General features: G+C 66.6%; 20 protein-coding genes and 1 pseudogene. 8 read left to right on the top strand and 13 right to left on the bottom strand.

The genetic code is table 11. The annotated features are described in order from the left end of the window. Positions 1-52 precede the first annotated feature (52 nt). Positions 53-604, top strand: a complete 552-nt coding sequence (locus ACFYO1_RS27920) for a type II toxin-antitoxin system PemK/MazF family toxin (protein WP_387236873.1) — start codon at positions 53-55, stop codon at positions 602-604. Positions 605-666: 62 nt separating this feature from the next. Here the strand turns inward: ACFYO1_RS27920 and ACFYO1_RS27925 are convergent, their stop codons facing one another. The 4 genes from ACFYO1_RS27925 to ACFYO1_RS27940 all read right to left on the bottom strand — a co-directional run bounded on the left by ACFYO1_RS27925 (position 667) and on the right by ACFYO1_RS27940 (position 5,113). Continuing rightward, positions 667-1,452 carry an aquaporin gene (locus ACFYO1_RS27925; RefSeq protein ID WP_387236875.1) on the bottom strand — a complete coding sequence of 262 codons (786 nt, stop codon included), beginning with the start codon at positions 1,450-1,452 and terminating at the stop codon, positions 667-669. Between the two features lie 193 nt (positions 1,453-1,645). Then, entirely contained in the window at positions 1,646-2,488 is an 843-nt protein-coding gene (locus ACFYO1_RS27930; RefSeq protein WP_387236877.1) for a transglutaminase domain-containing protein, read from the bottom strand. After that, a complete protein-coding gene (locus ACFYO1_RS27935) occupies positions 2,485-3,456 on the bottom strand; it encodes an alpha-E domain-containing protein (RefSeq protein WP_387238617.1) in 972 nt (323 codons plus the stop codon). Before ACFYO1_RS27935 ends, ACFYO1_RS27930 begins: the two co-directional genes overlap by 4 nt. A gap of 7 nt (positions 3,457-3,463) precedes the next feature. After that, on the bottom strand, positions 3,464-5,113 hold the full coding sequence (locus tag ACFYO1_RS27940) for a circularly permuted type 2 ATP-grasp protein (protein WP_387238620.1): 1,650 nt from the start codon (positions 5,111-5,113) through the stop codon (positions 3,464-3,466). Positions 5,114-5,532: 419 nt separating this feature from the next. Here ACFYO1_RS27940 and rpsT point away from each other — a divergent pair, with 419 nt between their 5' ends. Then, entirely contained in the window at positions 5,533-5,793 is a 261-nt protein-coding gene (gene rpsT, locus ACFYO1_RS27945; protein WP_378718861.1) for a 30S ribosomal protein S20, read from the top strand. A gap of 163 nt (positions 5,794-5,956) precedes the next feature. After that, positions 5,957-6,208, top strand: coding sequence for a hypothetical protein (locus tag ACFYO1_RS27950; protein ID WP_150403050.1), 252 nt, complete (start codon positions 5,957-5,959; stop codon positions 6,206-6,208). Here ACFYO1_RS27950 and ACFYO1_RS27955 read toward each other — a convergent pair. Then, positions 6,192-7,127: a helix-turn-helix domain-containing protein gene (locus ACFYO1_RS27955; RefSeq protein WP_387236880.1), complete on the bottom strand. Its 936-nt coding sequence runs from the start codon at positions 7,125-7,127 to the stop codon at positions 6,192-6,194. The genes ACFYO1_RS27950 and ACFYO1_RS27955 overlap by 17 nt on opposite strands. 125 nt (positions 7,128-7,252) lie before the next feature. Between ACFYO1_RS27955 and ACFYO1_RS27960 the strand changes: the two genes are divergently transcribed. From ACFYO1_RS27960 to ACFYO1_RS27975, 4 genes are all read left to right on the top strand, one after another. Further along, on the top strand, positions 7,253-8,323 hold the full coding sequence (locus ACFYO1_RS27960; protein WP_387236882.1) for an aldo/keto reductase: 1,071 nt from the start codon (positions 7,253-7,255) through the stop codon (positions 8,321-8,323). A 115-nt stretch (positions 8,324-8,438) separates the two neighbouring features. Next, on the top strand, positions 8,439-9,071 hold the full coding sequence (locus ACFYO1_RS27965) for a maleylpyruvate isomerase family mycothiol-dependent enzyme (RefSeq protein ID WP_387236884.1): 633 nt from the start codon (positions 8,439-8,441) through the stop codon (positions 9,069-9,071). Positions 9,072-9,112: 41 nt separating this feature from the next. Continuing rightward, positions 9,113-9,586, top strand: coding sequence for a GNAT family N-acetyltransferase (locus ACFYO1_RS27970; protein WP_387236886.1), 474 nt, complete (start codon positions 9,113-9,115; stop codon positions 9,584-9,586). Positions 9,587-9,725: 139 nt separating this feature from the next. Further along, positions 9,726-10,205, top strand: a complete 480-nt coding sequence (locus tag ACFYO1_RS27975) for an SRPBCC domain-containing protein (protein WP_387236888.1) — start codon at positions 9,726-9,728, stop codon at positions 10,203-10,205. Between the two features lie 107 nt (positions 10,206-10,312). On the opposite strand, the pseudogene ACFYO1_RS27980 reads toward ACFYO1_RS27975, so the two are convergent. The 4 genes and pseudogenes from ACFYO1_RS27980 to ACFYO1_RS27995 form a co-directional block, all read right to left on the bottom strand. Continuing rightward, positions 10,313-11,578 (bottom strand): annotated as a pseudogene (locus tag ACFYO1_RS27980) (LCP family protein); the annotation flags it as partial. 1,153 nt (positions 11,579-12,731) lie between these two features. Then, positions 12,732-13,700: a DNA polymerase III subunit delta gene (gene holA, locus ACFYO1_RS27985; RefSeq protein ID WP_387236890.1), complete on the bottom strand. Its 969-nt coding sequence runs from the start codon at positions 13,698-13,700 to the stop codon at positions 12,732-12,734. A 218-nt stretch (positions 13,701-13,918) separates the two neighbouring features. Beyond that, positions 13,919-16,516: a ComEC/Rec2 family competence protein gene (locus ACFYO1_RS27990; protein ID WP_387236892.1), complete on the bottom strand. Its 2,598-nt coding sequence runs from the start codon at positions 16,514-16,516 to the stop codon at positions 13,919-13,921. A 661-nt stretch (positions 16,517-17,177) separates the two neighbouring features. Continuing rightward, positions 17,178-18,239, bottom strand: coding sequence for a helix-hairpin-helix domain-containing protein (locus ACFYO1_RS27995; RefSeq protein ID WP_387236894.1), 1,062 nt, complete (start codon positions 18,237-18,239; stop codon positions 17,178-17,180). Positions 18,240-18,739: 500 nt separating this feature from the next. Between ACFYO1_RS27995 and ACFYO1_RS28000 the strand changes: the two genes are divergently transcribed. Continuing rightward, positions 18,740-19,522 carry a DUF5984 family protein gene (locus ACFYO1_RS28000; protein ID WP_387236896.1) on the top strand — a complete coding sequence of 261 codons (783 nt, stop codon included), beginning with the start codon at positions 18,740-18,742 and terminating at the stop codon, positions 19,520-19,522. Between the two features lie 175 nt (positions 19,523-19,697). Here the strand turns inward: ACFYO1_RS28000 and ACFYO1_RS28005 are convergent, their stop codons facing one another. The 4 genes from ACFYO1_RS28005 to rsfS form a co-directional block, all read right to left on the bottom strand. Next, entirely contained in the window at positions 19,698-20,540 is an 843-nt protein-coding gene (locus ACFYO1_RS28005) for a DegV family protein (RefSeq protein ID WP_387236898.1), read from the bottom strand. 3 nt (positions 20,541-20,543) lie between these two features. Then, positions 20,544-21,236: a diglucosylglycerate octanoyltransferase gene (gene octT, locus ACFYO1_RS28010; protein WP_387238623.1), complete on the bottom strand. Its 693-nt coding sequence runs from the start codon at positions 21,234-21,236 to the stop codon at positions 20,544-20,546. 439 nt (positions 21,237-21,675) lie between these two features. Beyond that, positions 21,676-22,335: a histidine phosphatase family protein gene (locus tag ACFYO1_RS28015; protein WP_387236900.1), complete on the bottom strand. Its 660-nt coding sequence runs from the start codon at positions 22,333-22,335 to the stop codon at positions 21,676-21,678. A gap of 43 nt (positions 22,336-22,378) precedes the next feature. Next, positions 22,379-22,795 carry a ribosome silencing factor gene (rsfS, locus tag ACFYO1_RS28020; protein WP_387236902.1) on the bottom strand — a complete coding sequence of 139 codons (417 nt, stop codon included), beginning with the start codon at positions 22,793-22,795 and terminating at the stop codon, positions 22,379-22,381. Between the last annotated feature and the right edge of the window lie 18 nt (positions 22,796-22,813).

The following is a 22,813-nucleotide window of genomic DNA, read 5'->3' on the forward strand; positions in this document are numbered from 1 at the left end:
GGGTGGTCGCGGCGCGGGTGAGAAGACGGCGATGCGCCGTTATATTGCGAATATGGCCCGAAGTTGGAACTCCCTCGGCAAGCAGCTCGGACTTATCGCGAAGGAGCAGGGTCCCAAGATCGTCAGGCAGCAGGGACCGAAACTGGTGGAACGGCTGGTCGGCTCGCTGTCCAGTCGGCGCACGCCCGCGGTGAAGGTGCGCCCGGCCGCGTCCACGCCGGTGCCGACGGCCGAGCGCGCCCGCCAGATCGTGTACTCGCCGCAGTTGGACGGGCGCGCCGATCCCGGTGAGATCGTCTGGACCTGGGTGCCGTTCGAAGAGGATCCGAGCAACGGTAAGGACCGGCCGGTGCTGGTGGTCGGGCGCGATCGCCGGACGCTGCTCGGTTTGATGCTGTCGTCGAAGGCCGACCGGGCGCACGACCCGAACTGGGTCGGCATCGGCAGCGGCAATTGGGATCCCGAGGGCAGGCCGAGCTGGGTCCGCCTGGATCGGGTACTGGACGTGCCGGAGGCCGGCATCCGCCGCGAGGGCGCGATCCTGGAGCGCAAGACCTTCGACCTCGTCGCCCACCGCCTGTGCGCCGAATACGCATGGCACTGAGCTGAATACGCGAATAGCAACGGGCCCACCGACACGTGATCGGCGGGGCCGTCGAGTTCAACTCAGGAAAGCAGATTGCGTGAGCGGCCGAACAGGAGGCCGTACACCAGCGCGCCCAGCGCGCCGCCGATCAGCGGGAACACCACGAACGCCCAGACCTGCCCCATCGCACCGTCCTGGTAGGGCGCGACGGCGAGGCTGCGGGCCGGGTTGACCGAGGTGTTGTCCACCGGGATCGAGATCAGGTGGATGACCGCCAGCGTGACACCGATCGACAATCCGGCCAGCGGCACATCGGACAGCTGATCGGTCGAGGCGAGCACCACGAACACCAGCAGCGCGGTCAGCATGACCTCGATGATGATCATCGCGGCCAGCCCGTACCCGTTCTCCAGCACGACCTCACCCATCGGCCCCTTCAACGCCGACGGACTGTGATGTCCCCAGCCGTTGGCGCCGAGCCCGTCGGCCGCGCGGTCATAGGACGGCAGGTTCTTCGCCAGCGCGAACAAGACCAGCCCGGCCAGGAACCCGCCGATCAGCTGCGCGATCCAATAACCGATCGCGGTGACCACGCTGATCCGCCCGAGCAGCAGATGCCCCACCGTCACCGCGGGATTCACGTGACAGCCGGAGATCGGCCCGATCGCGTAGACGAGGAACAGCAGCGTGAGCCCGAAGGCCAACGCCACCCCCAGTGCCCCGACCCGCGTCCCGGCCAGAACGGCTGTGCCGACCCCGCCCATCACCAGGACAAACGTGCCGAGCGCCTCCGCGCCCCATTTCTTGCTGTCGGTAATGGGCCCGTACTCGGTGACCTCTTCGACGAATTCTTGAGCCGTTGACATCTGTTTTCCGCCTCTCCGCGTATTCAGGCCATACCAGTCACTGCCGCAAGACTTGGTCACAGGTCCAACGTCAAGTGCGCGCATATTTCGGGCGCGCCCGGCGAGTTACCCGTGTACAGACGAATTCAGTTATCTCCGCTTCGGACGCTACGCGCCCGGACTACCTGCGACAACGACCGCTGCCGCCGTGTCCCTACGCCAAACGGGTGATCTCTACGACGACCTCGAGATCGGTAGAGCCGCCGCCGGAGAAAATGCCTTTCAACGGCGGCACATCCGCGTAATCACGACCGACACCGACGGAGACGTGTTGTTCACTGATCGCGATGTTGTTGGTCGGGTCGTAGCCCCACCACATGCCGGTCCAGGCCTCTACCCAGGCATGGGACTGGCCGGCCACGGTCGCGCCGATTTCGGCGGCCGGATTCGGATGCAGATAACCGGAGACGTATCGACTGGGAATGCCCATGCTGCGCAACAGCACCAGGGTCAGGTGCGCGTAATCCTGACAGACACCTTGCCGCGCGGCGAACGCCTGCACCGCCGAGGTGTGCACAGATGTCGTGCCCGCGAGATAATTCATTTCCCGGTGCACCCATTCCGCTGCGCGGACAACGGCTTTCGCCGGCGGCAATCCTTTCGCCAATTGCCTGGCGATACCGGCCAGCTTCCGGTCACCCGGCACCGAGGAAGTCGGCGCGAGCATTTCGTCGAATCGATCGGCGATTCGCGGGTCGAGCAATTCATCCCAGTCCAGCTCCTCCGCCGGACCGGCGAACGGCTCGGTCTCCACGACGGACGAGCCGGTGACCTCCAATTCGGTATGCGGAGCATGCAGATCGAACGCCGTGACCGCCGTCCCCCAGTAATCGGTATAGCGGTAGGAGCGAGTGGACGGCTCGGTCTCGACCCGGTTCAGGATCACGTTCTGCCTGCTGTCCGCGCGCGGCGTGAGCCGAGCCTCGTTGAACGACCGCGTGACCGGCGCGTCGTAGACATAGCCGGTGGTGTGCACCACCCGGATTCGCCAGCTCATGCTTCGCCCTCCACCTGCACGTTGCCGTTGCGGTTGTGGTGCAGATCGGTCCACGCCACCCACGGCGCCGCATGGAAGTACTGCAACGCGATCGCCTCGCTCACCTCGCGGCACGTCTTCTGCAACGACATCAACCGGTTCTGCAAGTCCTCCAGCAGCACACCCGGCGGCAGGAATTCGAGCTCGCTCCGTGCGCGCCCCAACAGCCGCTGCGCCTCGTGCCTGGCCCCGACTCGGCTGCTCGGCCGCTGATCCAGTTCGGCCAGACAGTTTTCGGCCACCCGCACCGAATGAAACACCGAGCGCGGGAAAAGCCGGTCCAGCAGGATGAATTCGGCGACCAGGTTGGCGTCGAGGGCGCCCCGGTGGGTGCGCAGGTAGGTGTCGTGCGCGCCGGCCGAGCGCAGCACGGTCACCCAGGCGGGCGAGGAGGTGCGGTCGCCCGCGCGCGAAAGCAGCAGCCGGACAGTCATATCCACGCGTTCGATGGACCGGCCGAGGAGCAGGAAGCGGTAGCCGTCGTCGCGGCTGAGGGTGGAGTCGGACAGGCCGGCGAACATCGCGGCCCGGTCTTGCACATAGTGGAAGAATTCGTGCGGGCCGAGGCTGCGGGCCGCCTTCTCGGCGACCGCGAGTCCGATGTAGGTGGCGTTCAAGCACTCCCACATCTCGCTGGAAGTCACTTCTCGTGCGCCCCTGGCATTTTCGCGAGCGTTCGCGATGGAGTCGATGATCGAGCCGCCGTCGTGACTGAAGGCGACCAGGTCGGTGACCGACCAGACGTCCAGGGTTCCGTCCGGCGGCTCGATGCCCAACACCCGCAACAGGACTCGTGAGGTGCGATCCGGGTCGACGGTCGCGTCCTCGAGCAGCTGATGCACCGCGACATCGAGGATTCGCGCGGTGTCGTCGGCGCGTTCGACGTAACGTCCGATCCAGTACAGGGATTCCGCGTTGCGGGCCAGCATCAGCGCATCACCACCCTTGCCGCTGCTGCCGGGTTTGCCGTCGCTGCGCATCGGATAGCCGATCCGATTGCGGCGGTTGGCCTTCCGATAGTCGAAGCCCTTGCGCCTGCCCCGGTAGTCGACCGTCTTGCGATTGCCGTTGTTCCTGCTGTTGTTGCTGCTGTTGCTGATTCGCCTGCGAGGCGGTCAGATCCCGCCCCACCTCCCGCGAATCCGATTGCGGCGGTTCACCTACCAACTCCGCCCCGGCCAACTCCCGGTCCGCCAGCGAATCCCGCCCCGACAGCACCCAGGTGTCCTTGCTCCCGCCGCCCTGGCTGGAATTGACCACCAGCGACCCCTCCGGCAGCGCGACCCGGCTCAGCCCACCGGGCAACACCCAGACCTCGTCACCGTCGTTGACCGCGAACGGCCGCAGATCGACATGCCGTGGCACCAGCTCGTTTCCGACCTTCGTCGGCACCGTCGACAACTGCACCACCGGCTGCGCCACCCACCCGCGCGGATCCGCCTTGATCCGCCGGCGCGACGCCTCCAACTCCCGCGGCGACGCATCCGGCCCGATCACGATGCCGTACCCGCCGGACCCCTCCACCGGCTTGACCACCAGCTCGCCGATCCGATCGAGCACCTCCGCGCGCTCGTCATCGAGCCAGCAGCGATACGTATCGACGTTCGGCAGCACCGGCTTCTCGTTGAGGTAGTACTCGATGATCGTCGGCACATACGCGTAGATCAGCTTGTCGTCCCCGACGCCGTTGCCGACCGCACTGGAAATGACCACATTTCCCGCCCGGGCCGCGTTGAGCAGTCCCGCGACGCCGAGCACCGAATCCGGCCGGAAATGCATGGGATCGAGGAAGGTGTCGTCGATCCGGCGGTAGATCACATCGACCTGCCGCTCCCCCGCCGTGGTCCGCATGTACACCACGTTGTCGCGGCAGAACAGGTCCCGCCCCTCGACCAGTTCCACGCCCATCTGCCGGGCCAGCAGCGAATGCTCGAAGTATGCCGCGTTGTACACCCCGGGCGTCAGCACGACCACCGTCGGATCGGCTTCGTTCGGCGCGGCCGACGCACGCAGCGCCGCGAGCAGATGGCTCGGATAGTCCCCGACCGCCCGCACCCGGTGCGAGGAGAACAGATCCGGGAAGACCCTCGCCATGGTCCGCCGGTTTTCCATCACATACGAAACCCCGGACGGCGACCGCAGATTGTCCTCGAGCACCCGGAAGTCACCGCGCTCGTCCCGGATGAGATCGATGCCCGCCACATGAATCCGCACCCCGTTCGGCGGCACCAGCCCCGCCGCCTCGCGATGGAAGTGCTGGCACGAGGTGACCAGGCGTTTCGGTATCACCTCGTCGCGCAGGATGTTCTGCTCGCCGTACACATCGGCGAGAAACAGCTCCAGCGCCACCACTCGCTGCTTGATGCCGCGCTCGAGCTTGGCCCACTCCGCGGCCGCGATCACCCGCGGCACCAGATCCAGCGGAAACGGCCGTTCCTGACCGGACAGCGAGAAGGTGATGCCCTGATCGATGAAGGCGCGATCGAGCGCGGCCGCTCGCGCCGCGAGGTCGGACACGTCGATCGGGGCCAGCGCGGCGAACAGTCCTTTGTACGGCTGCCGCACCCGGCCCGCGCCGTCGAACATCTCGTCGAACGCGTTGGCATAGCGACCGGGGCGATAACCCTCGAATAACCCGGGCGGCGCGACCTTGCCGTTGCCGGCCGCCCGCCCGTTCGTACCGACCGGTCCGGACGCGATGGATCGCGCCGAACGTAGCGGGGAGCCGGGAGTCATGCAAAAATCGTGCTACACGCAGCGGCAATGCTGTGTGTGACACAGGTAAATTTCTCGCATCATAAGTCCGTTACCGGCGATACGCCCGCACTTTCCACCGACCGGTCGGTGCGTTCAGGCGAGCCGGTCCGGTGCTGATTTCGTGCGCCGAGCGGCGGCTGGTATCCTCGACCTTCGGCGTTGCGTTACCTCTTTATCCAGGGTGCGACGCACGCGTGAGAACTTTTCCAGCACAAACCACTCAGCGACAGGAACACGAGGAAACAGGCGTGGCCAACATCAAGTCCCAGTTGAAGCGGATCCGTACCAACGAGGAAGCGCGCAAGCGTAACCAGTCGGTCAAGTCCTCGCTGCGCACCGCGATCCGCAGCTTCCGGGAAGCCGCCGCGGCCGGCGACAAAGAGAAGGCCGCCGCGCAGCTCCAGTCCGCGAGCCGCAAGCTCGACAAGGCTGCCTCGAAGGGCGTCATCCACGCCAACCAGGCGGCCAACAAGAAGTCGGCCCTCGCGCTGGCTCTGAACAAGATCTGATTTCCCCGGTACCGAACCGGTACCCCAGGCATTGACGCAGCCGCCGTGGCCTCGACGACCACGGCGGCTTTTGTCGTGCTCATCCCCCGGTCAGCGCACTGTTCCCGCTAGGGATTGCGGATCGGCCCACAGCCTGTCGGTGGTTCCAGCTACCATTCGGCGCATGGTTACCGTTTACGCCAATCAGACCGTGGTCCGTGGCGAGGATCTGCCCGATGTGATCCGGGCCGCCGAGGTCCTCGGCCTCGGGGTGAAGATCGAGAACGTGATGGTTCCCATCGACGATGAGGGCAACTACTCGTTGGAATGGGTGGTCACGCGGGACGACGAAGTGCCTGTGTACGACGACTGGGAGGGCCGCTACGAGGAGTCCGAGGAGGACGAAGAGGAGCTAGTACTCAGCTCTGTGGAGTGAGTCCTGGCGATGTCCGATCGACCAACGGCGCCGGATCGGCCGCAAGCCGGTCCAGCGCCGTCTGAGAATCCGCATCGGCGGCGCGATAGATGACGATGCGCTGGTCAGGATCCTGCAGCGGCATCAGCACCTCGTAATTGACCACCACCCGCCCGACCAACGGGTGACGCAACGGCTTGGCCCCGCGTCCGTTCACCTTCACGTCGTGCTGGGCCCAGGCCTGCGCGAACTCGGCGCTGCCGGTGAACTCGTCGATCAGATCGCTGAGCACCTGGTCCTCCGGATGAGCCGCCCAGGCCGCCCGCAGATCGGCGATGCCCTCGCGGATGATCCGCTCGCGCTCCACGTAGAAGTCACGCATGCTCGGCTCCATCAGGCACAGCCACATGGTGTTGCGATGCCGCGGCGGCAACGTGTCGAAGTCGATGATCAGCCGTGCCATCTCCCGATTCCAGGCCAGGATGTCGTAGCGATGGTTCACCAGCATCGCCGGTAGCGGCGAAAGATCGTGCACCAGCATGGCCAGCGCGGGCGCGGGCACCGTGCTCGGCTTGCCCGCGTTCGGAAGCCGCTGCTGGGCCAGATCGAACAGGTAGGCGCGCTCGTCGGTATCCAGCCGCAGCGCCTTCGACAGGGCCTCCAGCACGTCCGCGGACGGACGCAAGCCGCGCCCCTGCTCCAACCGGACGATGTAGTCGGTACTGACACCCGCCAGCTCGGCCACTTCCTCGCGCCGCAGCCCCGGCGTGCGCCGCGCCTGCCTGCGCGCGGGCAGCCCCAGGTCACCCGGCATCAGCCGTTCCCGCCGGTCCCGCAGGAAAGCCGCCAATTCATGGGTCGGATTCGCCGCGCGCACCGGCCCGCCATTGCTGCCCGGTCGTGCGCCGGCACCGTTCGTCGCGTTCACCGTTCCAGTCATCGCCTTCGATATTACGGCTGCATAGGACTGGCTTTCCCAGGAAGAAGCTTCCCTTACCCATCTCCTTGCGCCGTTCCAGACTGGGTTCCATCACCAAAGACGCACCAACGACAAAGGAGCTGGACATGTCCGGAGCCCTCACCCTCGATACCTACCGGCTGCTCGGCCGCTCGGGTCTTCGGGTGTCTCCGCTGTCTCTCGGCACGATGACCTTCGGCGCCGACTGGGGTTGGGGTGCCGATAAAGACGAGGCGCGCAAGATCTTCGACGCCTACCTCGACCGCGGTGGCAACTTCATCGACACCGCGAGCCAGTACACCAACGGCACCTCCGAGCAACTGCTCGGCGAATTCACCGCGGACAATCGCGAAAGTCTGGTGCTGGCAACGAAATACACGATGCTGCGCCGTCCAGGGGACCCCAATTCCGGTGGGAACAACCGCAAGAGCATGTTCGCCTCGGTCGAGGCGAGCCTGCGCAAGCTCAACACCGACTACATCGATCTGCTCTACCTGCACGCCTGGGATTTCATGACCCCCGTCGACGAAATCCTGCGCGGCATGGACGATCTCGTGCGTTCCGGCAAGGTGCTCTACGTCGGCATCTCCGATGCGCCGGCCTGGCAGGTCTCGCGCATGCAGACCATCGCCGACCTGCGTGGCTGGTCGCCGCTGATCGCTTTGCAGATCGAATACAGCCTGGCCGAGCGGACCGTCGAACGCGACCTCATTCCGATGGCCCGCGAGCTCGGCCTCGGCGTCATCCCGTGGTCGCCGCTGGCCGGTGGCGTGCTCACCGGCAAGTACACCCGCGACGACCTGGTTCATGAGGCCGCGGGCTCGCCCGAGGGCACCCGCAAGGACGTGGTCGCCGCCCAGGGCTCGCTCACCGAGCGGGCGCTGGACATCGCCGACGTGGTCAAGGAGATCGCCGGCGAGCTCGGCAAGACGCCCGCGCAGATCGCGCTCGCCTGGACGCTGCGCAATCCCGGGGTCGCCTCGCCGATCATCGGGGCCCGCACCGCCGCCCAGCTGGAGGACAACCTCGGCGCCCTCGACGTCGAATTCGATGCCGCGCAACTGAATCGGCTGGAGCAGGTCAGTGCGATCGAGCTCGGTTTCCCGCACGACATGCTCGCGCGGCCGATGACCCGCACTGTCATCTCCGGCGACCTGAAGGTCGTCGGGCGCTCCTGAGCGAACGGTTCACGCGGTGGTGCGGGCAATGCTCGCACCACCGCGTCCCGCTGTGCGGTGAATTTCGCCGGCGCGCGTCGTCAGTACCGGTGACGACACCGAACCGGAGGACACAGTGGACCGTGATCAGATCCTGGCCTGGGTGCGAGCCGAACGGCTCAGCCTCGCCGACTTCTTCGCCGAGCTGAGCGAGCACGAGTGGGACGTGCGGTCGCTGTGTCCCGACTGGACCGTGCACGAAGTACTCGCGCACGTCACGCTGTCCAGCACGGACACCCTATGGGGAACGCTCGCCGGGATCGTCCGGGCGCGCGGTGATTGGAACCGGATGAACACCGACCAGGCGCGCGACCATGCCGCGCGCTTCACCTCCGCGGAGCTGATCGAGCAGCTGCGGGAGTCGGCCGGATCCGCTCGTCGTTCGCCGGGCGCGAGTCCGCTGGATCCGTTGGTGGACATGCTGATTCATGGACAGGACGTCGCTCGGCCGCTCGGCAGGGTGCGTGCGGTGCCCGCCGAGCAAGGCGGCGCGGCGCTCGACCATGTCCTGCGCAGTCCGTTCTACGGTGCGCGCAAACGGTTGCGCGGGATTCGATTGACGGCGACCGACGCGGAGTGGACGGGCGGCAACGGACCCACCGAGGTCAGCGGGCCACTGAGTGATCTGCTGCTCGTCGCGACCGGACGTACCGCGGGCCTCGCCGCACTGACCGGTCCAGGAGTGCAGCGGCTCACGACCGCGCTGTGAGGTGCTGTTCCGACGAGAAATGGCGCGCTAGCGTTCTCGCTATGGATCTTGTGGCACAGGCCTACAGCAGCCCGGATGCGCAGAAGCTGATCGCCGAGCTGCAACAGGAGTACGTGGTCCGCTACGGCGGCCCCGACGCCACCCCCACCGATCCTGCCGAATTCGAACCACCCCTCGGCGCCTTTCTCGTCGGCTACCTCGACGGAACCCCGGTCGCCTGCGCCGGCTGGCGTTCGCACGACAGCGACGACCCCGGCTTCCGCGACGGCGACGCCGAACTCAAACGCATGTACGTCTCCGCCGCAGTCCGCGGCCGCGGACTGGCCAGGCAACTGCTGGCCGCCGTCGAACACAGTGCCACCGCTGCCGGGCGCCGCCGGATAGTCCTGGAAACCGCCGACCAGCAACCGGAAGCCGTCAACCTCTACACCTCCGCCGGCTACCTTCCGATCCCCGGCTTCGGGGTGTACCTCGAAGGGCCGGGGAGCCACTACTTCGGGCGAGAACTGCCGTAGGGCGCGGCCTCCCTCGGTCATCGTTGCCATCAATGCGTCACGACTCGGGAAGTAGCGGGAAGCCGGAACCTCTGAGCTTGCGGCAAAGTTGAAGACTACGTTCGATGAGGGTCAAGGCAAGTAGGGAGGCGGTGCCCCGATGATGTCCGATTCGGAGTTGAATCCAGCTGCGGTTGAGGTCGGCAGCTTCTTCCCGCAGAGGCCGGACGCCGTGTGGCGGGCTTTGACAGAGCCGGACCTGCTCGAGCGCTGGCTGTTGCGTCCGACCGGGTTCGTTGCGTCCGTCGGAACTCACTTCGTCTTCACTGTGCCGCCGCAGCCGCCGTCCGCGGCCAGGCGGCACGCCAAGCCGCTGGGAGAGATCGCATGCGAAGTCCTGACGGCGCTGCCAGGTGAGCAGTTGACCTACAGTTCGGTCGACCTGCGAGCCGACCGTCCTGCCCGGTGGGTGGTCGATTGGTTGATCCGGCCGGAGGGTCGTGGTACGCGACTCTTGTTGACCCAAACCGGCTTCGACATCACCGACCGTCGGCAGAAGATGGCGCGCAATGCGTTGGAGCGGGGTTGGAAGACCGGTCTGTCGCGCCTGCGCGAGGTGCTCGACCAGGTTGAACCGTGATGTTCAACGATGTGGGATCTAATGTGGCGCTTGACCCGCACTGAGTCTCCAACAGCGTTCGCACGCCGGTGAGTTGGGCGCGATCAGTTGACGCAGGGGATGGTGTCGCCGGTGATGGTGGCGTCCACGGGGGTTCCGACATCCGGTGTCGGCGTGGCGGATCCGGACGGGGCGGTGGTCGGCGGGGTCGAAGGTCGGACCGGGTTGTACAGCGCGACAGTGGGATCCGGGTCGCCGAAGGCGGCGCGGACCTCGCGGCGGATGGCCGCCGGGTCGATGATGTTGACGTCTTGGCCGTTGATGTTGTCGTAGCGGAGCACCGGAAGCGTGCGAAACTCGACGGCCGGGCTTTCGGCGGTGCCGAGGGTGCGCAGGAAGTCGGTGATGTTCCAGCCGTCGGACAGCACGATGTTGCGATGCGCGACGTCCATCAGCGCGGACAGCTTGCCGACGTCGGTGAACGTGCCCGCCTTGCGCAGATCTAGCGCCACCGAGGTGAGGAAGGCCTGCTGACGGTGGGTCCGGTCGAGGTCGCCGTTCGTCAAACCGTGGCGCTGCCGGACGAAGGCCAGCGCCTGAGCGGGATCGAGCCGCTGCCTGCCCGCCGGGAAGTCGGCGCCGGAGTAGTAGCTGTCGTTCACCGGCTTGTTGAGGCAGACCTCGACCCCGCCGAGCGCCTTGGCCAGGTCATAGAAACCGGCCAGAGTGACCTCACCGAACCGATCGATCGGCACCCCGGTCAGATCACGCACCGCCTGCACGATCGACGCCCGCCCCGCCTCGCGCCCCGCCCGCTCCAGCGTCTTGCTGTCGGTCACTCCCTGGTTGATCAGCTGATCCTGGACCGCAGCCTTCTTCAGCCCGTACGCTTCTTTGATCTTCACATCGGTGTAGCCGGGAATGCCGGACACCTTGACGTAATCGTCGCGCGGAATCGACACCGCGACAATCTTTTTCATATCCGCCGGAATGTGCACCAGGATCAGCGTGTTCGCGTTGTACCCGCCCTCTTCGCCGTCCCCCGCATGCAGCTGATCGAGAATTTCCTTCGGCAGATCATTCCCGTCCTGATCTTTGCGAGTATCCAACCCGATCAGCAGAATATTCACATCACCGGCCAATGACCGCGGCGCATCCACCCCCAACGCCGCCGACCTGGTGAATCCCTTATCGAATCGCCCCTCGGTCGCCCACCCCACCGCGGTCCCCGCCAGCACCGCCAACGACACCCCACCGGCAAGGATCTTCAGCACCGTCCGGCCCACCCGACGCTCCGGCCGCCGATGCACACCACCGCGCCGCCGCCGGCCGCGCCAAGCACGGACCCGCCGGGAATCCTCGACCGGAAAGCCCGGTGCAGTTTGCTCGTCCATAATCAAATCCAGTTTGGCATGATTTGATTAGCCATCTATTAGCCGAATACGTCACAAACGCGTGCGGCAGGCCGTCATAGGTAGATATCGATACCCCAGTCCGGCGTACCCAACACCCCACCGAGACCCGGACAAACCTCGCCCGACGTCGAGATCTATCGCAGCACCTGACCACAACACCGAAATCGGCCGTGCCAGCAGGTTCCCCCGTAATCCACCATTGAGTTCTCGCTCACACTGTGCCCCATCACACATCCGATGCCCTCCTCGAGCCAATCAATGCGCCGCGCCTTGGAACTAATCTCGCCCGCGCGAAGTGGGAGCCATGGCGAACAACGAGCAATGGGATACAGCAGCAGCGGCACCGTCTTAATGTGCGAGCGGACCCCCGGCTCACACTTTCCGGCGTAGGCGACTGTTCACCGTCATCGAGTCGAGTCATATGGTCGCTGATGAAGATCAACTAACGACCCTTTGACTCGACTCAACAATCCCGCCGTCGAACAGGACATGATGACGGCACAGAATGCTGCCACTAGGGTCTGGTTAGTAAGGGTCGGCACTATTGCCATTACGACTCAATCGTTCCCCGCGAGCGGGACGCTCCTGAAACAGGCTGGTCGACCTGGCTAATTCCGTTGCACAACAACCACTTAGACTGAAGCCACACCAATCCAGTTGCAGCCGAACCTTTCCTACACAAGGCTGCTCATCCCCGGGCAAGCCGGTCGACTTCTACAGATTCGGCCTATTCCCCGCGAGCCGGTCACTCGTGCCGGGCAGCAGCCAACTCTTAGACGATGGCGACCAAGCCGAGACCGACCAATGTTCCGGCACCGTCCTCCGGCCGGAACCGGGAGCCGCGCGTCGAATCGACGAGGACCCGATGCTTCCGGCCCGAGGGGGTGCCGGGCGGCGGTCGACTCGTAGACGACGGCCGAGAGGTGCCGGGCGGCGGTCAGCTCGTAGACGACGGCCGAGAGGTGCCGGGCGGCGGTCGACTCGTAGACGACGGCCGAGAGGTGCCGGGCGGCGGTCGACTCGTAGACGACAGCCGAAAGGCGCCGGGCGGCGGTCAACTCGTAGACGACAGCCGAAAGGCGCTGGGCGGCGGTCAGCTCGTAGACGACAGCCGAAAGGCGCTGGGCGGCGGTCAGCCCGCGGAGTGTAGGTCCAGGATTTGGGTGAGGGCGTGTTCGAGGGCGTAGTTTGCGTCGGCGGCGCCGCCCTTGACGTCGGCGTTGAGAGCGGCGACTACTTGGAGGGCGGAGCCTATGGTGGTGGGGGTCCAGCTGCGGGCCTGGGCCTGGGCCTTTTTGACCTTCCAGGGAGGCATGCCGAGTTGCTGGGCGAGCTTGAACGGGTCGCCGCGGCCCGCGGAACCGACGCGGGCGATGGTGTGCACGGAGTCGGCGAGGGCATCGGCGAGCAGCACATGCGGGACGCCACGGTCGTTCGCCCAGCGCAGGGCTTCCATCGCGCCCGGGCGGTCGCCGGCGACGGCGAGCTCGGCCACGTCGAAACCGGTGACCTCGGCTTTGCCCGAGTAATAGCGATGGACGGCGGCGACGTCGATCTTGCCGCCGGTGTCGGCGGCCAGCTGCGAGCAGGCCGCAGCCAGCTCGCGCAGATCGGACCCGACGGATTCCAGCATCGCCTGCACGACGTCACCCGCGACGCGCACTCCGGCGTTGCGGAACTCACCGCGCACGAACTCCACTCGCTCGGCCGACTTGGTGATCTTGGCGCAGTCGTGCACCACCGCACCGGCCTTCTGCAATGCGGGTACCAACGCCTTTGCTCGCCCGCCACCCGAGTGCAGCACCACAAGCACGACACCCTCAGGCGGATCGCCTGCCGCGGCAGTGATCACCGCGACCGCGTCCTTGCCCGCCTCGGCCGCCGACTCCAGGATGATCACCCGGTCTTCGGCGAACAGCGACGGACTCAGCAACTCGGCCAGTTCCGCGGTACTCGCGTCGCCCGCCCGCATCCGATCGATCGGCACCGCCTCGGCATCCGGCGCGAGCGCCCGCACCTGCGCGGTGACTTCTCCCACCGCACGCTCGACCAGCAATTCCTCGTCCCCCAGCACCAGATGCAGCGCCGGCCGCTCGCTCATGACGCCACCTCGCCGACGCTCGCCTCCGCCATCGGCGAAGGCACGCCGTGTCGTTGGTCCACTCGCTGACGCTCGCTGGGCTCGGTCACGGCAGCGATCCTACGGTCCCCCACCGACAGACCCGCACCGCAGGTTCCGCGTGTTCACCGAGCACCCCGCAGGACCCGGCCGCCCGCGTCGGCGACACGCCAGGTCAGCTCCTGATCCTGGGTAGGCCGTCATCGTGCGGTCACCACGCGTAGCGATCGTTCGTCTCCCAGCACGAGCACGTCGCCGCGCTGGTCAGTACGGGCAATGGTGGTACCGAGTGCGGATAATTCTGTGAGGATTCCGGCATTCGGGTGGCCGAAGGTGTTGTCGGCACCGACGCTGATCACGGTCAACCGCGGGCGCACGGCCGCGAGGAATTCGGTTGTGGTGGTTCTCGATCCGTGGTGCGGGAGCTTCAGGACGTCCGCGCGTAGCGATACGCCGGTCTCGAGCAACGCCCGTTGCGCGGGAGCCTCTATATCCCCGGTCAACAGGACTCGACCGACAGGTGTGCTCGCGGCAAGGACAATTGAACGATCGTTGGCCGCATCGGCCTCGGCACCAGGAGTGGGCCGCAACCCGCCCGATTCCGGTGCGATCACCTCCAATTCGACTGCGCCGAAACGGAATACTTGCCCGGCCGACAGCGCCAAGAGCGGGATATCTGCTTCTTGCGTTAACTCGCGGACCCGCGCCAATCCTTCAACTCGCGCACCACGCCGTAACTCCGCACCTTGCGAATCGCCCAACGAGGGACGCCCTTGCGGCATTGCGCACCGCTCTCCAGTCGGCTGACATGAATCACCGACCGGCGGGCATCGCGTGGCCATATCTCCAGCAGCTGAACCTGACCCTCCAGCCACAGACTCGCTCCTGCGTTGGGGCGAATCATTGTGCACCTGAGTGGAACTCGATACATCCACGAATCCACAGTCACTGTGTAATCCAGTCTCGCGCTCACGATCATCCGTAGAGCCGGAACCCGACTGTGCGGCCGACCCCATTCCTTCGGCGACCGAAGTAGTACCTACGCTCGGCGCCAATCCTTCGAGCTCATGCGGTCCAACTGCCACCGCGGCAACGGCACGCCCGTCCAGTGCGCCACTGATACCTCCGATGTGATCGGCGTGCGGATGCGTCAACACCAACAGCGCGATGCGAGATATATGCAAGCGGTCCAGGCAATTCCGCATCGGACGCGCTTCCGGCCCGACATCGATCACCACTGCGGTTCCCGGCCCGACCGACAAGGCGAGCCCGTCACCTTGCCCAACATCGCAGACGGCCAGCACCCAGCCGGCCGGCGGCCAGCCGGGATGCCAGATCCGGACCGGTATCACCACCGCCGCAACACCGAACGCCACAGTCAGAACCACTCTGCGTATTACAGCGAAGCGCAACACTAGAATGCCCACCGCGACGATCACGCAGGCGATCCCCCCGCCGAGCAGTCCGCCAGGAACCTCGACCGACGAACCCGGCACGTCGGCCACGTGCTCGGCGACGAACAACAACCACCACATCGGCGGTGCGGCACAACGCACTACGAGCACGGCCAGCGGCAGCCAGACGCAAGCCAGCACCGCGCCGACGGCGCCGATCACCGTGATCGGCGCGATAACCGGCTCCACCAATACATTCGCGACGATCGCAACCAGGTTGACCTTCCCGTCCAAGGCGACCATGAGCGGTGTGGTGACCACGAAAGCACCTGCTGCCACGGCAAAGATCTCGGCGGGCACCCGCCGCCAACCCCGCGCCCGTAACCAATCCGCCCAACTCGGAGCCAGCAGAATCAAGCCGGCCGTCGCGCACGCCGATAAGGCGAAGCCGGCGGAAACCGCGAGGGCCGGCCACACAGCGAGCAGGCCGATGATTGCCGCGCACAGTGCGGGCAGCGCCTGTTTCCGACGCCCAGTCACCAACGCCAGCAACGTGATCGCGCCCATCGCCCCGGCCCGCAGCACACTCGGATCGGGTCGCGCGATAATTACGAACATCACCAACGCCGCGGCCGCGACCAATGCCCCGGCCCGCGGACCGAGGGTCAGCAACCGCACCACCAAGAGCACCGCGCCCAGCAGGATCGTGAAATTGGCGCCGCTGACCACGCAAAGATGCTCCAGGCCGGCAATTTCGAACTCCTCACGAAGTTCGTCAGACAGCGCGGACGTATCTCCGTCGACCAACGCAGGCAACAATCCGGCCGCCTCGGCGGGCAACGCGCGGGACGCCGCGGTAGCGAAATCCGTTCGCACTGAACGAGCTACCCGCTGCCACCACGGTAACCCACCGACGGTCTGCGGCGAACCCTGCGCACGCAACATCACCACAGTCAGATCGCGGCGCCCCGGTAAATCCACCCGAGCCTGAAACTCGACCGCCTGTCCCGGAACCAACTCGGCCCACGCATCACCGGACGCGAGAATAACCACCGCCCCACCGGCCCGCACCGTCGTCTCTCCGAGCTGGTACTCGTCCAGACTGCCTCGCACCACCCATCGACTGCCCCCGAATGAACTGCCGCGCACTGCTTTCGGATCACCATTGGGCGTAACCACCACTCGCACCGACAACCCCGCCACATTCCGCAGAGGATGCGTGTCCACCCCATGCTCCCGCCACGCCGCTGCCACCGCGAACCCCGCCGCCAACAACACCGCGGCCAACGCCACCACCGCAACAACCCGCCGCCGCTCCCCCTGGTGCGCCATCCCGTACAACAACAAAACCCACAACCCGATCGCCACCACAACCAACGCCACCGCAAGCAAAACACCTGCCACCCACCCCGCCGTCACCGCGACAATCGTTGCCCCCCAACAACAAACGGCCGCAGGCAACAGCCGAGCGTCGAGCACCTCCGGCTCGTCATCATCTGCCGAATCCCCATCGCCGTCCCGCCTGGTCCTCCTTAGCCGGCCCGCCGCCCTCCGACCAACATCACCCACGACACCACCGCCATCCCATCCAGCACTATGGCGACGCGTGTACCTCCCATCGCTACGCCTGCCGACATGGAGTTCGCCACGGTCCTCATTCGGCCGACCCCACTCGAGCTCAGCATTGCCAGAACTCTCGCCACGGGTGCCTGACCCATTCGCCCCGATGACACCCCTGCGACGTCGACTCCCGGTGCCGTCTTCGATCCTCCACGCACTCGCGTGGAAATCGCGGTCTCGCTCACTGCGAGGGACGAGTCCATCCCGCAGATCATCTCGGCCAGAGGCGATTACACCGCCACCGGCTCGCCGCGATCCGGCTGCCGAGGCGGACTCCCTGCGCGGCGAGTGCGATCGTGCGGTCATATCGCCGCCCCGCTCACCTCGCATACCCGGTTCGGCCCCACGCTCTGCGTTCCGACCGCGCGCAGTCACGTCGTCACCGCATCGATCAGATCTTGGAGCCCGCTCGGCGCTTGCCGAGGGTGCGGCGCCTCCGCCGGCCTCATACCTTCACCAGCTCGCGCAGCCGGGCGAGGCGGGTGGGGCCGATGCCCTCTACTTGACCCAGTTGGGTTACGTCGGTGAAGCGGCCGTGCGTGGTGCGCCAGGTGATGATGGCTTTGGCCATTACGGGACCGATGCCGGGGAGGGCTTCCAACTCGGATTCGGTTGCGGTATTGAGATCGACGCGGCCGGAAGGGGTTGCCGGGTGGGCGGATCCGGAGGGTGCGGCGGCGGGGCGGCCGCCCGCGTTGATCGTGGTGCTACCGAGTTTCGGCGGGCCCGGGTTGGGGCCGGGTGGGCCGACGAGGACCTGGTCGCCATCGATCAGTCGCTGGGCCAAGTTGAGACCGGCGAGGTCGGCACCGTCCTGCGCACCGCCTGCCGCGGTGAGGGCATCGGCGACCCGTGACCCGGCGGGCAGCCGTACCAGACCGGTGCGGTGCACCAAACCGACGACGCTGACGACCAATTCGGTGCCGGCCGCCGTATTCGGTTCGCCCGGGATCGGCGTGGCCGCAGGTGATCCGGCCGCACCCGACGGTTCCGCACCTGACATGCGTGCGACGACAGGAGCGGTGGTTGTGCGTACTGCGGGCACCGGCGGCACCGGACGGGCGACGGGTCGCTCATGAAAGATGACGACGGCGGCAATCACCATCGCCACCACGCCGATCGCCAGCAGCGTGCATACACCCCGCCGGCCCGGGTCGAGTCGAGTGCCCTGAAAACGCTCCGGCACAAGGCGATTTCGCCATCCCCGAGCCGAATCGGGTTCATCCAGCCAGCCGGGTGAGCGCACCTCACCGAAGGCGCTGTCCTCGTCATCGTCCGACTCGGCCGGCAGCTCCGCGAGATCCCACCGGCCCACGCGTGCGGAAAGACCACCGGCATCGGCCGATTCAGTCCCCGGGGGGAACGCCAGGCCTCCCAGACTCGCTTCACCCCAATGCTCGTCCGCATCGGACACGCCATCCAGCTGGTGGTCCACCTCGGACTCGCCGTCCACCGGCAACTCATCGCGTACCCGTACTGCAGTGCTGCCGGAGAACTCCGCACTCACGTCCGAATCACCCGAGCGCCGAGCGGCAGCCCTCACGGAACCATTCCGTAGCGGGGAACCCGTATTCTCCGCAGCTCTGCCACCACCCAGACCAGCCGACCGCCGGCCCGCACTCTGCATCAGACCCACCGAGGCCCGCGCGTGCGCCGACTGCATACCGCTCTCTTTCCACCGATTACGTGCCGATGGGCCGAATCCGCCCGGCGCGGGCAACGTACCGAGTTGCGCCCGGCGACCACCGAGGGGACGCGCGGCCTCGGCCGCGATCCCGGTCCGGCTGGCACCGACGCGGCTCGTCAGTGCGCCGAGCCGTCGCTGAATCCGCTCACGTTCGTCGTGTCGTGACATGAGGGCGACGCTAGCCCCCGATCGCGCCGAAAGATCCCGGGCGAGCAGGCAATTCAACTCGCCTGTTGATAACAGTTCGGGTGTGGACAACTCGCCGACGCGCGCAGAACGATCGTCGGGCGTGGCGGACGCCGAGGTGCAAAACTTGCCCGGTGATCCGATTCCGCTTCGGCTTGTCGCCGCTGGACCGAGTCGGACCGTGGGGAGATCAGTACCGGACTCTGCACTGGTTCGCGCTCACCGAGGGTTGGTACTCCATCGATCTCGGCGACCATGAGCTACTGCGCTTTTCCGAGCGCACCACCGACCTGCTCCGGACTCAAGCCGGACGCCAGGCGCTGCCGCACGACTGCTATGTCGAGTACTACGTGGCTCGTCTCTGGGAGGACGTACTCACGTTGCTACCCGGCGTACTGGAGCCGGTGCCCGGCGACCTGATCGACTTCGTCGGCAGCGAATCAACGAACTGGTCATGGGCGGACACACCCGAAGTCGACGCCGCGTCGACCTGGTACGGCGATCACACACTCGACACCGGATACCTGTGGTTCGGGCCGCACATCCGGTGCTGGCGAACCATCGACGCTGACTCCGATTCCGTCACCGTCGCTTGGCGTTACCCGGCAGATCCGGAGAGCGAAATCGAGTTCACCGGCCCCTCGACCGGCAGAGTAAGCGTCCCCACTGATGAATTCCGCACGGCCGTAATCGAATTCGATCAATCCCTGATGTCCGCCATGAGCGACAGGATTCGCGAATTCGAATCATCCGGTCCCCCAACCGGTATCGAGATCGATCTCGACCTATTGCTGCATGAGCAAAAGGATCGAGCGCACTGGCTGACCCAGGCGCAAGCGCGTCAGCCCGGTACAGACTGGGACGCGGTCCGCATCGGCGCCCGAACCCTGCGTCAATCCGACTCCGCGACCTGCTGATCGATCAGTTCCTTGGCAAAGCAATTCGACAACGGCAGAACCTCGGATCAACCGCATCCGGATTCACCCACAACGTCTCCGCCGGATACGCATACCGCGTCCCGACGCCCAGATTGTGTGCTGGAGGGGACCTGGGTGCTGGTGGGTTGCGTTGAAAAGGCCTCCCGTGACGGGGTTATGCGCAGCCGCCGGGGAGGACTAGAACGCCTACGGCGCCGAGGCCTAGGTGGACGCCTAGGGCGGGGCCGAATTCGGCGACGATCAGTTCGCGGATGCCGGGGATGAGGTCGCGGAGTTGGGTGGCGACGGTCTGGGCGGCTTCTTCGGCGCCGAGGTGCTGGACGGCTACGGCGGCGCCGTCCTCGCCGGCCGCGTCTACCGCTGCGGCAACGAGTTTGGCGAAGGCTTTGGAGCGGGTGCGGACCTTTTCGCGGAGTTCGAGGCGGCCCGCCACGATGTGGAGTAGCGGTTTGGTGACGAGATCGCTGCCGAAAAAGGCTGCGGCGGAGCTCAATCGGCCGCCGCGGCGGAGTTGTTCGGTGCGGTTCACCAGAATAAAGGTGCGTGCCCGGCTGGAGGCGGCCACCGCGGTGTCGTAGACGACGTCCAGGGATGCGCCGGAAGCCGCGCGGCGCGCGGCGGCCAAGACCGGGAACCCCGTGGCGAGACCCGCGCCGAGCGAATCCACGAGACGCACTCGGTCGGCGGCATCCATGTCCCGAACGGCCTGCCTGCCCGCTTCCCAGGTACCGGACAGCTGACGCGAAATATGCACCGCGACAACACCATCGCCACCACTGCGCGCCCAAGCCGCCTCGTAGACGGCGCGTAGCTCACCGGGCGATGACGCCGAGGTGGTCACCGTGTCGGAGCTGTAATCAATGTCGACCGGATCGACGCCTTCGCGGATCGCACGGTCACCGATCAGGACATGCAGGGGTACGACGGCGATATCGAGCTCGGTGGCGAGTTCGGCAGGGAGGCTGGCGGACGAATCTGTCACGACCACGACGGCCACGGACTACCGAACCTCCTGCAGGGTCTTCACCATCGCATTGGCCACGGCCGTGTGCCCGGCCCAGCCCCAGTGGATGCCGTCGGGGTTCGCGTCGCCGGAGAAGATGTTGTCGCGCACGGCTTCACCGAGATCGACCAGCGGCACCGAGGTACGCGCGGACCACGCGCGCAGCGCCTGCACCGCGGGCTCCCGTCCGGAATGCACGCGCCCGTAGGCGTCGCAGTTGTGCACGGACGGCAGGACCGCGACGAACGGCAGATCAGGACGCAAGTGCGCCAGCGCTTCCCGCGACTGCTCCAGGTAGTCCACGCTGACCTTCGGCGGAAGTGCCACGGGGCGACCGAGTTTCGACAGTTTGGGCTGCAGCCAGGTGTAGGTGGCGCGGACGCCACGGCGCAGAGCAGGCGGACGGATGTAGCGGATCAGCTCACGCAGCGCGGTCGGCAGCGGCGAGGGCAGCGAATCCATGCCGCCCACCGCGAACACGACTGCACCGGCGCGCGGCACCGCCGCCCACACCCGCGGATCACCGATCAACGCCCAGTAGGCATCCCGACAGGTCCAGCCGATCCGCCCGACCAGCTCGACATCCCAATCCAGCTCGGCCCCAACCAGGTTCGGCCAGATTCGCGGATGATCCGCAGGCAAACCGCCTTTGGGCCCGAAGTAGGACAACGAATCCGCGATCACCAGCAATACCGGCCGGGAAGCCGAAGCGCCGGAGGCAGATTCACCCGCGGCAGCGGGCTCAACGCCACCGGAACCAGACGCCGCAGCAGCGGATTCGCCCACCGCCGACACAGAGCCAACACCGACAGCGGATTCGACGGCTTCGGCCGACCCGGCAACCGGATCAGCCGAAACGATCACATCCGCGTCCCCGCGACTGACCACACCGTCGACGGAACCAGCTGTGACACCACTCGATTCATCGGGAGGAGGGTCGACCGAACTGGCAGGCACGGAACCCTCGGGTTCGGCAGGCGCCTCTTCCTCCGTCGAGCCCGACTCAGCAGTTTCGGGCTCCGCCACCGGGGGTACCGGGGGCGGGCCGAACAGCGCGTCCGGGATGGAGCGTTCCGGTTTGGCCGAAGCCTTCCGGAACAGCTCGTCCGGCACCTGCCGAATCGGATCTTCAGAGGACATCCGGGGCCACCTTCGCCGATGCGTTCCACACGTCAAGGCGCCAGCCGGGCTGGTCGATGCTCGGACCGTGACTGCTGAGCTGCACCCAGCTGGTGTTGGCCAGTCCGCCGAGGACGGGCCAGTTCGCTGGAGGCAGGTCGAGCAGCGCGGCCGTGAGGCCGGCGATCAGCCCGCCGTGCGCCACCAGGATGATAGTCCGGCCGGGCCAGTCCTGCCGCTCGACGAGCAGTTCCCGCACCACCGGCAGCGATCGCGCGCCGACCTCGAGTTTGCTCTCCCCGTTGGGCGGCCGGTAGGTGGCGTCGAGCCGCCAGGCCTGGCGCGCACCGGGGTAGTCGGCGTCGACCTCGAGATGGGTCAGCCCCTCCCAGTCACCGAGGTCGGTCTCGCGCAACCGCGGATCGGGCACCACTTCGAGGGACGTGTGATCGGCCAGGGCGGAGGCGGTTTCGAAAGCTCGGCGCAGATCCGAGGAGATGATGGCGATCGCGTTACGCGAAACCAGCTCGCGCGCGGCCTCTTTCGCCTGCCGACGGCCGAGCTCGGTGAGATCGGTGTCGATCTGTCCCTGCATCCGGTCGGCGGCATTCCACTCGGTCTGCCCGTGGCGCAACAGGATCAGGTTGCGCACGTGGGCGTACTTGCTCACGGTCGCGCCTTTCCGGTGCCCGGCTCGCCGATGAATCGCTCGTTCACTCGGCGTCGCTCTCCGCGTCGCCGTTCACCGCCGCGACCCGCGCGTCCGGCCCGCCGATGCCGTCGACCGGCACGACCGGGCAGTCCTTCCACAACCGCTCCAGCGCATAGAAGTTGCGCTCGTCGTTGTGCTGGACGTGCACCACGACGTCGACGTAGTCGAGCAGCGCCCAGCGGCCCTCCCGGGTGCCCTCGCGCCGGACCGGCTTGTGCCCGGCGTCGCGCAGCTTGTCCTCGATGTTGTCGACGATGGCGTTGACCTGGCGCTCGTTCGGCGCCGAGGCGATCACGAAGCAGTCGGTGATCACCAACTGCTCGGACACGTCGAGCACCACCACGTCCAGCGCCAACTTCTCATCGGCCGCCCGGGCCGCGACCTGCGCCATCTCGACTGCCTCTACCGACGCACTCATGCCTGCCCCCCGCTACGC

This window comes from Nocardia sp. NPDC006044 (assembly GCF_042871115.1).
Classification (GTDB): domain Bacteria; phylum Actinomycetota; class Actinomycetes; order Mycobacteriales; family Mycobacteriaceae; genus Nocardia.